Origin of the sequence: Actinomadura luzonensis, from assembly GCF_022664455.2 — a bacterium.
Classification (GTDB): Bacteria; Actinomycetota; Actinomycetes; order Streptosporangiales; family Streptosporangiaceae; genus Nonomuraea; species Nonomuraea luzonensis.
Genome location: NZ_JAKRKC020000001.1, coordinates 5026261 through 5038820, shown reverse-complemented (window position 1 = coordinate 5038820; position 12560 = coordinate 5026261). Strand labels below are relative to the sequence as shown.

Genomic DNA, 12560 nt, shown 5'->3' with positions numbered 1-12560 from the left:
CCGTCAGGCTCAGGCGGCCATCCGCTCCTGCGGCCGCTCCGCCGGCCGTCCGCCCTGGTCGTTGCTCTCGGTCCGGACCTGACCGGACGTCATGATCCGGTCGATCAGGGCGAGAGCCACGGCGGAGACCACGAAGGTCAGGTGCATCAGCGTCTTCCACAACAACTCCCTGTCGGTGATGGCCGGCTTGCCGGCGTTGATGAAGATCTGCAGGAGGTGGATGCCGGAGATGCCGATGATCGCCATCGCCAGCTTCACCTTGAGCACGTTGGCGTTGACGTGCGAGAGCCATTGGGGCTGGTCGGGGTGGCCCTCGATGCGCAGCCGGGAGACGAACGTCTCGTAGCCGCCCACGATGACCATGATCAGCAGGTTGGAGATCATCACCACGTCCACGAGGCCGAGGACGATGAGCATGATCGCCGTCTCCGGGGGCGAGCCGCCGAAGCCCAGGTGCACCAGGTGGGCGAGCTCCACCATGAAGCGCCACACGTACACGATCTGCGCGACGATCAGGCCGAGGTAGAGCGGCACCTGGATCCAGCGGCTGAGGAACATCACGTATCCGACGCGGGTGAGCGCCGACCGTGGCGGGGCCGGTGAGGGGGCCACGGAGAGCTGAGCCATCCCCACTACGACGTCAGGACGTTGACGTGCTGGACCCAGGTCTCGACCTGGACCAAGGGAGGGGAGTTGGAGTCCAGGTGGTCGAGAAGGGAGGGAGGTGCGATGGCGGCGGCGGCCAGCGCGAAGGCGGCGATGACGGTCAGGGATCGGGCCTTCAAAAGAACTCCTTGCTCTGGTGTTGCGGGGGAGGAGGGGTGCGGGTGTTGCGAGGAGGAGGGGTGTGGGCGTTGCGCGGGAGGAGGGGTGCGGGTGTTGCGCGGGAGGAGGGGTGCGGGTGTTGCGCGGGAGGAGGGGTGCGGGTGTTGCGAGGAGGAGGGGTGCGGGTTCTCCTGGGAGGAGGGGTGGTGGCTGTCGCGGGAGAGGGGGTGTGAGCTGGGGTGGGGGGTGTTCGCGGGGAGGGGAGGGCCGGTCAGGGGTGGAGGCAGGAGACGGCCGGGACCTCGGCGGGGACGCCGGGCGCGGACGGGTCGACCACGGTGGTGATGTCGGTCGCGGCGGCCGTGAGGCAGGAGCCCACGGTGAAGGGATCGACCACCGCCTGGGCGGCGGGCGCGGTGAGCAGCGCGAGGCCACCGGCGATGATCGCGGCCGCGACGGCTCGGCGGGGGCTGGCGGACATGGAACCTCCTGGGTGCGGAACGGTAACGAACGATCGCCGTCTAGCTACCCAGAGTAGTTGATCCGTAACAGTCAGTTCATGTAAAGGTTCTCAGGAGGCCGGTTCCTCCCAGCGGTCCTGGGCCGCCATCACCTCGTCGGCGTGCGCGAAGGCCCACTCGCCGACCGCGCCGACCGGGCCGAGCAGGGAGCGTCCGAGGCCGGTCAGCTCGTACTCGACGCGCGGCGGGGCCTCGGCGTAGGCGTGCCGCGTCACGAGGCCGTTGAACTCCAGCCGGCGCAGCGTCTCGGTGAGGACCTTCGGGCTGATGCCGCCGATCTCCTCGCGCAGCCGGCCGTGGCGGCGCGGGCCGTGCCGCAGCGCCCACAGCACGACGGCGTTCCAGGTGTTGGCGAGCAGGTCGAACGCCAGTCTGGCCTGGCAGTCGGCGAGGAACAACCGGGGGCCTTCCGTCGGGCACCGAATGGTGCGTGTCGGGCTTCCTACAGTGCTGTCGAATCTCTCATACGAGCGAGGAGGACGTACGTGCGCATCGGGATTCTGGGCGCCGGCGGGATGGCGGACGCGCTGGGCACGCAGTGGGCCAGGGCGGGACACGAGATCATGATCAGCGGCAGGGACGCGGCCGCGAGCGCCGCCCGCGCCCGGGCCATGACCCAGGCGGCCGGCGCCACCGGGGCCGCGACCGGGGCCGCCGCCGGGGCCGCCACCGGGGTCGCCACCGGGGTCGCCACCGAGGTCGCGGCCGGGAGCTGGGCGGAGGCGGCCCGGTTCGGCGAGGTCGTGGTGGTGGCGGTGCGGGAGGCGGGCCTGGCGGACGTGCTGGCGGCGTGCGGCGGCGCGCTGCGCGGCAAGCCGCTCGTGGACGTGACCAACGCCGCCGACCCGGCCCGCTACGACCCGGCCCGCTCGCCGGCCGCGCTCATCGGGCGGCTCAGCGGCGGCCACGTGGTGAAGGCGTTCAACCTGTGCCACGTGGACGTGTGGCGGATGACGCCGCCGGTGTTCGGCGGCCGGCCCCTGGCCGTGCCGCTGTGCGGGGACGATCCGGCGGCGCTCGCGGCGGCGCGCACGCTGACGGCGGACCTCGGCTGCACGCCGCTGGACGGCGGCGGGCTGGCCCGGGTGACGCAGCTGGAGGCGACGGCCGCGTTCATGATCGGGCTGTGGTTCGGCGGCGCGGACGCCCAGGCCGTGCTGCCGCCCCTCGCCCACTCCGGCGCCCACCCCGGCACACACTCCGGCGCCCACCCCGGCGCCGACCCCGGCGTCCACTCCGGCACACACTCCGGCGTCCACCCGGGTACGCGCCCCGGCGCCTGACCCGGCCCCCGCGTACGCCCAGAGGTGTAGCGGCGACCACGACGGGCGGCGGATGCCCGGCGGCGCTCCCCGGCACGATCCTGGTGCTCCCCGTTCACGGGGGACGTCCAGGTGAGGCCGAAGGAGAGTGCCGTGGTGACCACGCAGGTGGCCCGGGGAAGCGGGTACGTGACCGCGTTCCGGGCCGTGACCGTGCTGAACACGCTGGCCGTGCTGACCCAAGGGGTGACGGCCGGCCAGCTCATGAGCGGGGCGGGAGCGGGCCTGCACGGGACGGGCGCGCTCGTCGTGCACGTGCTCGGGCTGGCGCAGCTCGTCGCCGCCGTGCTGCTGTGGCGGCCGGGGCGGCGCGCGGGCTGGCCCGCCCTGGTGGCGCTGGCGGTGCTGCTGCTCGGGTTCGCGCAGTCGATGCTCGGCGGGTCGGGGGCGGTGGCCGGGCACGTGCCGCTCGGGATGACGCTGTTCGGGCTGAGCGTGTGGCTGCTCGTCCAATCCTGGCGGCGCTGAGCCGCCGCCGGGAGGAGGCGTCCGTCAGGGGACGGGGTGGCGGGCCAGGTGGTCGGCGCGGCGCACCGGCTCGGGCAGCCGGTAGCGGGGCGACAGGCGGAGCACCTGCTCGGTGACGGTGTCCAGCGAGACGCGGTGGCCCTGCGAGACGTACACCGGCTTGACGCCGCGCTGCGTGCGCAGGGCGCGGCCGACCACGGCGCCGTCGTGCACGATCGGCGTCCACGCCCCCCGCTCCGGCGCCGGCGGCTCGTGCGCTCCGACGAACGGCGTCTTGCCCACCCCGAGCGCGGGCAGCCCGGTCAGCACGCCGACGTGGCAGGCCAGCCCGAACCCGCGCGGGTGGGCCAGGCCGTACCCGTCGCACACCAGCAGATCGGGCGTGACGGTGAGCCGCCCCAGGGCCTCGGCCAGCGCGGGCAGCTCGCGGAAGGCGAACAGGCCGGGCACGTACGGGAAGGCCGCCTTCCCGCGCACCGCCACCTGCTCGACCACGTCGAGGGTGGCCGCGTCCAGGACGACCACGGCGGCCGTCAGCTCCTCGCCGCCGGAGCCGGTGCCGTGGTAGTGCACGTCCAGGCCCGCCACCAGGGCGAAGGAGGTGGGCCCGGACAGTTCGACGCGCGGGCGGAGCCGGTCCTGGACGGCCTCCGCCTCCTCGGCCGTGTCCGGCCAGGGCTCAAGCTGCGGTATCTGCACCCGCCCACGCTACGGCCCCGCGTCGCGGGAGGGGGCCTACGGCAGGCCGCGCTCGTCCGGCACGCAGTGGGTCATCTTCAGGTCCGCGACGTCGCGCGGCCCGTTCTTGCCCAGGCCGGCCAGCCGCCGCTGGTCCTCCTCGGTGAGCTGCTGCCCGGGCAGCGGCTCCAGGTGGGACACGTCGGCCGCCGAGATGCCGAGCCCCTGCCCGACGCGCAGCCCCAGGTCGTCCTCCACCAGCAGCAGGTGCCACACCATGCGCTCCTGGATCGGGCGCGGGCACTGGCCGAGGTTGGCGGTGAAGTTCTTGACCAGGTCGTCCTTCTCCCACTGGTGCATCAGGCAGTAGCGCTGGCCGGCCTGGACGTAGTCGTTGGTGCGGGGGATGCGCTGCCGGGTGATTCGCGCGTTGATGACGGGCCCCACCTCCGGGCTGCCGTCCAGGTCCGCCTCGCGCAGGCCGCCGCTGATCGACGGCTCGTAGTTGACGTGCGGGTTCTCGCCCCGGCCGTCCACGGCGTACATCATCAGGCCGTCGCTCTGGTTGGTGCGCACGTCGGCGTTCCTGGCCTGGTTGACCGGGAGCTGCAGGTAGTTGGGGCCGACCCGGTACCGCTGGGTGTCGCTGTAGGAGAACGTCCGGCCGATGAGCATCTTGTCCTCGGAGAAGTCCAGGCCGTCCACCAGCACGCCGGTGCCGAACGAGATCTGCTCGTTGTCGGCGAAGTTGTTGCTGACGTTGCGGTCGAGGACGAGCCGGCCCACGGGCAGCGCGGGGAAGTCGTTCTCCGGCCAGACCTTGGTGTCGTCCAGCGGGTCGAAGTCCAGCTCGGGGTGCTCGTCGTCGCTCATCATCTGCACGAGCAGCTCCCACTCGGGGTACTCGCCGCGCTCGATCGCCTCGTGCAGGTCCTTGGTGGCGTGGCCGAGGTCGTGCGCCTGGATCGCGGCGGCGTCCTCCTCGGTGAGGCCGCGCACTCCCGCCTTGGGCATCCAGTGGTACTTGACCAGGCGCGACTCGCCGTCGGCGGTCACCCACCGGTAGGTGTTGACGCCGAACCCCTGCATGTGGCGGTAGGTCGCCGGGATGCCGCGCGGGCTGAACAGGTTGACCAGCATGTGCATCGACTCGGGCGTCTGCGACATGAAGTCGAAGATGCGCGCCGGCTCCTGGCGGAAGGTGACCGGGTCCGGCTTGAGCGCGTGGATGACGTCGGGGAACTTGATCGCGTCCCTGATGAAGAAGACCGCCAGGTTGTTGCCGACCAGGTCCCAGTTGCCGTCCTCGGTGTAGAACTTGATGGCGAAGCCGCGCGGGTCGCGCGCCGTCTCCGCCGAGTCGCGCCCGCCGATCACCGTGGAGAAGCGCAGCGCCACGTCGGTGCGCTTGCCGGCCTCCTGGAACAGCTTGGCCCGGGTGTAGCGGGCGATCGGCTCGCCGCCGTAGGTGCCGTACGCCTCGAAGTAGCCGAAGGCGGTCACCCCGCGCGCGTGCACGACCCGTTCCGGGATGCGTTCCCGGTCGAAGTGGCTGATCTTCTCCAGGAAGTGGTAGTTCTCCAGGGTCGCGGGGCCGCGCGGGCCCACGGTCCGCTGGTTCTGGTTGTCGTAGACGGGGTGCCCCTGCCTGGTGGTCAGCACGGGACGGTCGTCGCCGGTCGTCATCGCTCCGGTTCCTTCCATGTGGACGCTTCCGCGTTCCTCTCCTGATCGCGGCGTGCGCGATCCCCCGCGTGGTGAGAGAACGGACAAAGGCTCGGCCAAAGCGTTTTCTGTACGCTCGGCATCCATGGACGAGGTGCTGGTCGTGGTCGGGCCCGGGGTGGTCGCCGACGCCGCGCTGATCGGCGAGGTGGCCGAGCGGGAGTTCGCGGCGCTGGGCGTGGCGGGCTCGGTCGTGCACGCGCGGGACGCCGCCCGGGTCGCGGCCCTGCTGCGCCCGTGCGCGGTGGTGCTGCCCGGCCCGGAGCCCGCGGTGCGCGAGCTCATCGGCCGGCCGCTCGGGCCGCTGGTCTGGGTGGACGTCGAGCGGGCCGACGGCGTCGAGGCGGGGGAGGAGGCCACCCACCTGCACGGGCGCGGGGTGGCCGGGCTCGCGTGGGGGATCCGGCACGCCGCCCACCGGCTGCGGCACCCGGGCCGCCGGCGGGTCCCGTACGGGCCGCACCGGGACCAGTGGGGCGAGCTGTACCTCCCCGCGGCGCCCGCCGCCGCGCCGCCGCCGGTCGTGGCGCTGGTCCACGGCGGTTACTGGCGTTCGATCTGGGCCGCCGACCTCATGGAGGCGCTCTGCGCCGACCTGACCGCGCGCGGCCTCGCCGTATGGAACCTCGAGTACCGCCGCCCCGACCTGCACGGCTGGCCGGCGACATGCGAGGACGTCGCCGCCGGGCTCGCCGCCCTGGCCGGCTGCGGCGAACCTGTCGACCTCGGCCGGCTGGCCGTCGCCGGCCACTCGGCGGGCGCCCAGCTCGCCCTGCGGGCCGCCGCCGACGGGGCGCCGATGGCGCTGGCGGTCTCCCTGGCGGGCGTGCTCGACCTGGTCGAGGCGACCGAGCGGTGGGTCAGCGCGGGAGCGGTCGCCGCCGCGCTCGGCGGCCCGCACGAAGCCAGGCCCGGCCGGTCCGCCGCCGCGCACGCCGCCGCGCTCGGCGGCGTGCGCGCGCCCCGGCCCGAGCGGTACGCGGCCGCCTCGCCGCTGCTGCGGCTCCCGCTCGGCGTGCCGCAGCTCGTCGTCCAGGGCACCGCCGACGACCTGGACCTGCTCGACGTCGGCCGCCGCTACGCGCGCGCCGCCCTGCGCGCCGGCGACGAGGTGACGTACCTGGAGATGCCGGGCGACCACTTCGACGTGATCACCCCGCGCACCCCGATCTGGCGCGCCGCCGCCGAGGCCGTCACCGCCGCGCTGTAGGTCCGCGAACCCTGTAGGTCCGCGAACCAGGGTCCAGTGGCCCTGGCGCGCGCCGGGTGAGCGCATGAACACTGGGCACATGTTGTCGTACTCCAGCTCGACCGCCGACAAGCCCCTCCTGGGCGAGACGATCGGCGACAACCTCGAACGCGCGGCGGCCCGGTTCGGCGACCGGGAAGCCCTCGTGGACGTGCCCGCCGGCCGCAGGTGGACCTACGCGCGGCTGAACGCCGACGTCGACGACCTGGCCCGCTCGCTGCTGGCGCGCGGGGTGCGCAAGGGCGACCGGGTCGGCATCTGGGCGCCCAACCGCGCCGAGTGGGTGCTCGTCCAGTACGCCACCGCCAAGATCGGCGCGATCCTGGTCAACGTCAATCCCGCCTACCGCACCCACGAACTGCGCTACGTCGTCGAGCAGTCGGGGATGACGCTGCTGATCAGCGCCCTGACGCACAAGAGCAGCGACTACCGGGCCATGGTCACGGAGATCGGCTTCGCCGGCGCGGTCTTCTTCGACGACCCGAGCTGGGACGCCCTGCTCGCCGAGCGCGCCCCGGCCGCCGACCTGGAGGCCAGGAAGGCCGAGCTGAGCTTCGACGACCCGATCAACATCCAGTACACCTCGGGCACCACCGGCTTCCCGAAGGGCGCGACCCTGTCGCACCACAACATCCTCAACAACGGCTACTTCACCGGCGAGCTGCTGCACTACACCGAGGCCGACCGGGTGTGCCTGCCGGTGCCGTTCTACCACTGCTTCGGCATGGTGATGGGCAACCTCGGCGCGGCCTCGCACGGCTCGTGCGTGGTCATCCCGTCGCCCGGCTTCGACGCCGAGGCCACGCTCCGCGCCGTGCAGCAGGAGCGGTGCACCTCCCTGTACGGCGTGCCGACGATGTTCATCGCCGAGCTGGCCGTGGCCGCCGCGTACGACCTGTCGTCGCTCCGCACCGGCATCATGGCCGGCTCGCCGTGCCCGGTCGAGGTGATGAAGCGGGTGGTCGGCGAGATGAACATGCGCGAGGTCGCCATCTGCTACGGCATGACCGAGACCTCGCCCGTCTCCACCATGACCAGGGCCGACGACGACCTGGCGCGCCGCACCGAGACCGTCGGCCGGGCGATGCCGCACGTCGAGATCAAGATCGTGCACCCGGACACCCGGCTGCCGGTCCGGCGCGGCGAGCCGGGCGAGCTGTGCACGCGCGGCTACTCGGTGATGCTCGGCTACTGGGACGAGCCCGACAGGACCGCCGAGGCGATCGACGAGGCCCGCTGGATGCGCACCGGCGACCTGGCCACCATGGACGAGGACGGCTACGTCAACGTGGTCGGCCGCATCAAGGACATGATCATCCGGGGCGGCGAGAACATCTACCCGCGCGAGATCGAGGAGTTCCTGTACGCCCACCCCGACATCGCCGACGTCCAGGTCATCGGCGTGCCCGACGAGAAGTACGGCGAGGAGGTCATGGCCTGGGTGGTCATGCGCCCCGGCGCCGAGCCGCTGACGGCGGAGCAGGTCAGGGAGCACTGCGCGGGACGGCTGGCGCACTACAAGATCCCCCGGTACGTGCACGTCGTGGACGCCTTCCCGCTGACGGTCACCGGGAAGATCCGCAAGGTGGAGATGCGGGAGCGCTCGGTGGACCTGCTCGGCCTCCGGGCGGCGGCGGAGGTCCGCAACGCCTGAGCCCGCCGGGGGCCGGACCGAAGGTACAAAACGGGCAAGCCATAACATGACCGGGTGATCGTCGGAAACGTGCTCGGCCTGCTCGGCGTCGGCCTCGCCGCCGGCGTGGTGAGCACGGTCGTGAGCCTCGCCTCGATCGTCTCCTACCCCGCCCTGCTCGCCTTCGGCCTCCCGCCGCTGACCGCGAACGTCACCAACACCGTCGCCCTCGTCTTCACCGGCGTCGGCGCCGCCGCCGGCTCCCGCCCCGAGCTGGCCGGGGAGAGCGGGCCGATGCTCCGGCTCGGCCCGATCGCCGCGCTTGGCGGCGCGACCGGCGCGCTCCTGCTGCTGGTGACCCCGGCCAGGACGTTCGAGCTGATCGCGCCCTGGCTGATCGCCATGGCCTCGCTGCTGCTGGCCCGGCCGCCCTCGGGACGGGCCCACGGCGAGCACGGGGTGGTGGGCCGGGTCGCGCTGTTCGTCGTCACGATCTACGTCGGCTACTTCGGCGCCGCCGGCGGCATCCTGCTGTTCGCGGTCCTGTCGGCCATGTTCGCTCACCCGCCGGCCAAGCTGAACGCGATGAAGAACGTCCTGTCCGGGCTGGCGAACGCCGTGGCCGCCCTCGGCTTCGCGTTCTTCGGCCCGGTGGACTGGGGAGCGGCCGTCCCGCTCGCGGCCGGCTTCCTGCTCGGCGGCTGGATCGGCCCCAAGATCGCCCGCCGCATGCCGGGCCACAGCCTGCGCTACCTGGCCGCCGCCTGCGGTCTCGCGGTGGCGGTCAAGCTCGGATGGGACTCGTACGCGGGGTGAGCCGTGCTGCCGCGTGCCCGGCCACCACCGCCGCGAAGCGCGACGTCACCTCCCGCCAGACCGGCGTGGAGAGCGGCTCGTCGGCGAGCGCCCGCGCGTACACCTCGTCCGGGTCGAAGCCGTCGGCCCGCCACTCGCGGATCCGCGCCGGCAGCACCTCGGGATGGAACTGCACCCCCCACGCCCGCTCGCCCACCCGGAACGCCTGGTACGGGCAGGCCGCGGTCTCCGCCAGCCAGACGGCCCCGTCCGGCAGCGCGGTCACCGCGTCCTTGTGGTGCTCGACGGCGGGCACGACCGGCGGCAGGCCGTGGAAGAGCGGGTCGGCCGCGGCCTCCGGCCTGATGGTGACGGGCAGGCTGCCGTTCTCGGGCGCGCCCGCGTCGCCGGTGACCTCGCCGCCCGCCACCTCGGCGAGCATCTGGCCGCCCAGGCAGATGCCGAGCAGCGGGACGCCCTCGTCCAGCGCCTGCCCGACCAGCCGCCGGGCGCCGGCCAGCCACGGGGCGCGGTGGTCGTCGCCGGGCAGGTAGCCGCCCCCGAGCATGATCATCGCGTCGTGCTCCAGCCGGTCGGGCAGCGGCGCGCCCTCGTGGGCGGGCACGACGTCCAGCTCGTGGCCGGCGTCGGCGAGCCAGCCGCCGACCCGGCCGGGACCGCCGCTCCCGCTGTTCTGCACGATCAGCACGTCACCCAACTGGAACCCCCGTGTCTCGATGGATCGCTCACGCGCCGGCGGCGCGGACGGTGTGCTCAAGCAGGAGCGCGGTGGTCACCGGCCCGACGCCGCCCGGGACCGGGGTCAGCGCCCCCGCCACCGGGGCCACCGCGGCGAGGTCGACGTCGCCGGTCAGGCCGCCGCCGGCCGTCGGGTTGGTGCCGACGTCGATCACCACGGCCCCCGGCGCCACGTGCCCGGCCCCGATCAGCCCGGCCCGCCCGGCCGCCACGACCAGCACCTCGGCCTGCGAGGTGACCGCGGCCAGGTCGCGGGTGCGGGAGTGGCAGACGGTGACCGTGGCGTGCCGGTCCAGCAGCAGGTGCGCGAGCGGCTTGCCGACGACGGTGGACCGGCCCACCACCACCGCCCGCCGCCCCGCCAGCTCCACTCCGTGGTGGTCGAGCAGCGCCAGCACGGCCGCCGCCGTCGCGGGCGCGAACGCGGGCAGGCCCGCCGCCAGGCGGCCGAGCGAGAGCGGGGCGGCCCCGTCCACGTCCTTGGCCGGGTCGATGGCCGCGGCCAGCTCCTGCGCCGACGCGCCGGGCGGCAGCGGCGTCTGGAGCATCACGCCGTGCACCCCCGGGTCGGCGCTGAGCCCGGCCAGGGTCGCGGCGATCGTCTCAGGAGCCGCGTGCGGGCCCAGCTCGACGACGTCGCAGGCGATGCCCACGCCGGCCGCCGCCTTGGCGATCGAGCGGACGTACCACAGGCTCGCCTCGTCGGCGGTGGCCACCACCACGGCGAGGCGCGGCTGCCGGGCCGCCGCCTCGGCCCGCACCCGCTCGCGAACGGCGGCCGCCAGCTCCTTGCCGGACAGCGTCCTCATCGGGCGATCTCCTCGCGCACCTCGGCCGTCACCCGGTCCGCCCTGGCCACGGCGGCGTCCACGCCCGCGACGCGGGAGCGGAGCTTTGCGCGCAGCCGCTCGTCCTCGATGCCGGGCAGGTTGACCTCCACGTTGACCCGGGCGGTGGTGAGCGCGGCGCGGGCGGCCTCGGCGGCGGCGGCCACGTCGCTGACGACGTTGCGGTTGGCGATGGGCAGCAGCAGCTCGCACAGCTCGACCGCGCGCGTGGCGGCCTCGGCCACCCGGGCGGGCGGCTCGGCCGCGCCGGCCAGCGCCCGCGCGATGGTGGCGCTGCGCTCCTCGCCCTTGGGCAGCCGGTAGGCGTCGGTGACCGCGGTGAACGCGGCGGCGTCCTCCTCGGCGAGCTTCAGCCCCCTGGCCCGCAGCTCGTCGGTCTCGGCGATCACGGCCTCCACGGTCACGGCGTGGCCGGCGTACCGCTCGCCGGTGGTGTAGCGGGCCACCATGCCGAGCAGCGCGGCCGCCTGGGCCGCGTGCAGGGCCGCCGTCGCGCCGCCGCCGGGCGCGGGCACCCGGCCGGCCAGCTCGGCCAGGAAGTCGTTGATCGTGGAGTCGCGCATGGCCCGCATTCTGCCAGGCCGCCCGCGGCTCAATCGCGGTACATCGGCCTGGTGGCGTCCTCGGGCAGGTAGGGCGAGGTGCCCTGCCCGTAGGCGGCGGATACGGCGGGCGGCTCGGCGGCGGCACGCCACCGCGACGGGAACAGCGAGACGACCAGCAGCGCCGCCCCGAGGAACAACGTCAGCCCGGAGTAGCCGAGGGTCAGGTAGCCGTCGCGCAGCTGGGCCGGCAGCAGGCTCTGCGGGACGAGCTGCGGGCCGCCCATGATCTCCACCAGGGGCAGCACGCCGAGCGCGGTGATGACGAGCCCGCCGATGAGCGAGGCGACGGGCGAGATCCGCGAGCCGGCCAGGAGCGCCAGCACGATCGCGGTGGCCGCGAGCACGGCGGCGGCGGTCCAGGGCACCTGGAACGTGCGGGTCTGCCGGGCGAACTCGCCGACGCCGTACCAGAGGCCGGCGAGCGTCAGAGGAGGAAGGAGCAGTCCCGCGACCACTCCGAGAGCATGACGGGCACCATTTGACATGATCCAACCCCGTTTGTTGGCTTTGGTGCCAACCTACCCCGCGAGCCACGCCCCCGTGGCGTGCTCGCGGGGAACGTGCTCCCTACGCCGTGCAGTACACCCGGACCCAGGCGGGGTGCGGGGCGAAGGCGTCGTTGTTCTCCCAGGTGGCGCCGCCGCCGACGTCCCCGGGGAAGGAGCGCAGCTTCGTCCGGGTCAGCGCGGGGTCGTGGCCCTCCTGGGTCTCGACCAGCCTGGGGTGGTCCCCCGGGCACAGGACGAACGTCTCGAAGGCGCCCAGGATCGGCACCGTCACGTCCTTGGCGACGTAGGGCGACGGCGGCTGCGCCGGTTTGACGTTCGAGCAGGTGATGTGGATGGTGACCGAGACGTCGACCGGATGCTGCTCGGTCTTCGGCTGCGAGTTGGTGAAGAAGACGGTCGCGGTCCGGTTGGCCTCGTTGACGGAGAATTTGACGATGTGGGTGTGCAGCTCGTCCGCGTCGGAGTCGATCTTCGTGCTGGCGCCGTAGCCGACGAGGTACGGAAGGGTGGACGGGCACTTCTGCATCGCGTACCCGCTGGTGCCCGCGCCGATGCCGGTGGAGTTCTGGAACTCCTCGGTCCGGGGCTCGACGGCCCAGGCCGGGGCGGCGGCGGCCGTGCCCGCGGCCGTGGCCAGCGCGGCCGCCGCAATGATCTTGGTGAGTCCGGTGATGCGCATGTCT

At 73.7% G+C, this 12560-nt stretch carries 16 protein-coding genes; 5 read left to right on the top strand and 11 right to left on the bottom strand.

All coding sequences use genetic code 11. The annotated features are described in order from the left end of the window. Window positions 1-9 precede the first annotated feature (9 nt). From MF672_RS23980 to MF672_RS23965, 4 genes are all read right to left on the bottom strand, one after another. Window positions 10-627, bottom strand: a complete 618-nt coding sequence (locus MF672_RS23980; RefSeq protein WP_242382522.1) for a TIGR00645 family protein — start codon at window positions 625-627, stop codon at window positions 10-12. A gap of 5 nt (window positions 628-632) precedes the next feature. After that, window positions 633-785: a hypothetical protein gene (locus tag MF672_RS23975; protein ID WP_242382523.1), complete on the bottom strand. Its 153-nt coding sequence runs from the start codon at window positions 783-785 to the stop codon at window positions 633-635. Between the two features lie 251 nt (window positions 786-1036). Next, complete coding sequence (locus MF672_RS23970; RefSeq protein WP_242382524.1) at window positions 1037-1246, bottom strand: hypothetical protein; 210 nt, start codon at window positions 1244-1246, stop codon at window positions 1037-1039. A 90-nt stretch (window positions 1247-1336) separates the two neighbouring features. Further along, on the bottom strand, window positions 1337-1684 hold the full coding sequence (locus tag MF672_RS23965; protein WP_242382525.1) for a winged helix-turn-helix transcriptional regulator: 348 nt from the start codon (window positions 1682-1684) through the stop codon (window positions 1337-1339). Window positions 1685-1771: 87 nt separating this feature from the next. On the opposite strand from MF672_RS23965, the gene MF672_RS23960 reads away from it, so the two are divergent. Both MF672_RS23960 and MF672_RS23955 read left to right on the top strand, forming a co-directional pair. Beyond that, on the top strand, window positions 1772-2569 hold the full coding sequence (locus MF672_RS23960) for an NADPH-dependent F420 reductase (protein ID WP_242382526.1): 798 nt from the start codon (window positions 1772-1774) through the stop codon (window positions 2567-2569). A 132-nt stretch (window positions 2570-2701) separates the two neighbouring features. After that, window positions 2702-3076 carry a hypothetical protein gene (locus MF672_RS23955; protein ID WP_242382527.1) on the top strand — a complete coding sequence of 125 codons (375 nt, stop codon included), beginning with the start codon at window positions 2702-2704 and terminating at the stop codon, window positions 3074-3076. 24 nt (window positions 3077-3100) lie between these two features. Here MF672_RS23955 and MF672_RS23950 read toward each other — a convergent pair whose 3' ends face one another. Both MF672_RS23950 and MF672_RS23945 read right to left on the bottom strand, forming a co-directional pair. Beyond that, window positions 3101-3775 carry an endonuclease V gene (locus MF672_RS23950; protein WP_242382528.1) on the bottom strand — a complete coding sequence of 225 codons (675 nt, stop codon included), beginning with the start codon at window positions 3773-3775 and terminating at the stop codon, window positions 3101-3103. A 36-nt stretch (window positions 3776-3811) separates the two neighbouring features. Next, window positions 3812-5440: a catalase gene (locus MF672_RS23945; protein ID WP_302893256.1), complete on the bottom strand. Its 1629-nt coding sequence runs from the start codon at window positions 5438-5440 to the stop codon at window positions 3812-3814. 124 nt (window positions 5441-5564) lie between these two features. On the opposite strand from MF672_RS23945, the gene MF672_RS23940 reads away from it, so the two are divergent. The 3 genes from MF672_RS23940 (at window position 5565) to MF672_RS23930 (ending at window position 9177) form a co-directional block, all read left to right on the top strand. Beyond that, a complete protein-coding gene (locus MF672_RS23940) occupies window positions 5565-6689 on the top strand; it encodes an alpha/beta hydrolase (RefSeq protein ID WP_247815396.1) in 1125 nt (374 codons plus the stop codon). A gap of 64 nt (window positions 6690-6753) precedes the next feature. Next, entirely contained in the window at window positions 6754-8382 is a 1629-nt protein-coding gene (locus MF672_RS23935; RefSeq protein WP_242383800.1) for an AMP-binding protein, read from the top strand. Window positions 8383-8436: 54 nt separating this feature from the next. Beyond that, complete coding sequence (locus MF672_RS23930) at window positions 8437-9177, top strand: sulfite exporter TauE/SafE family protein (RefSeq protein WP_242383801.1); 741 nt, start codon at window positions 8437-8439, stop codon at window positions 9175-9177. On the opposite strand, the gene MF672_RS23925 is transcribed toward MF672_RS23930, so the two are convergent. The 5 genes from MF672_RS23925 to MF672_RS23905 form a co-directional block, all read right to left on the bottom strand. Further along, window positions 9146-9865, bottom strand: coding sequence for a type 1 glutamine amidotransferase (locus tag MF672_RS23925; protein WP_242383806.1), 720 nt, complete (start codon window positions 9863-9865; stop codon window positions 9146-9148). The two genes, MF672_RS23930 and MF672_RS23925, sit on opposite strands and share 32 nt — an antisense overlap. Window positions 9866-9902: 37 nt before the next feature. Then, window positions 9903-10724, bottom strand: coding sequence for a bifunctional 5,10-methylenetetrahydrofolate dehydrogenase/5,10-methenyltetrahydrofolate cyclohydrolase (locus MF672_RS23920; RefSeq protein ID WP_242383802.1), 822 nt, complete (start codon window positions 10722-10724; stop codon window positions 9903-9905). Then, window positions 10721-11326, bottom strand: coding sequence for a cyclodeaminase/cyclohydrolase family protein (locus MF672_RS23915; protein ID WP_242383803.1), 606 nt, complete (start codon window positions 11324-11326; stop codon window positions 10721-10723). Before MF672_RS23915 ends, MF672_RS23920 begins: the two co-directional genes overlap by 4 nt. A gap of 29 nt (window positions 11327-11355) precedes the next feature. Then, window positions 11356-11823: a hypothetical protein gene (locus MF672_RS23910; RefSeq protein WP_242383804.1), complete on the bottom strand. Its 468-nt coding sequence runs from the start codon at window positions 11821-11823 to the stop codon at window positions 11356-11358. A gap of 112 nt (window positions 11824-11935) precedes the next feature. Beyond that, window positions 11936-12556, bottom strand: coding sequence for a hypothetical protein (locus MF672_RS23905; RefSeq protein WP_242383805.1), 621 nt, complete (start codon window positions 12554-12556; stop codon window positions 11936-11938). Window positions 12557-12560: the final 4 nt, after the last annotated feature.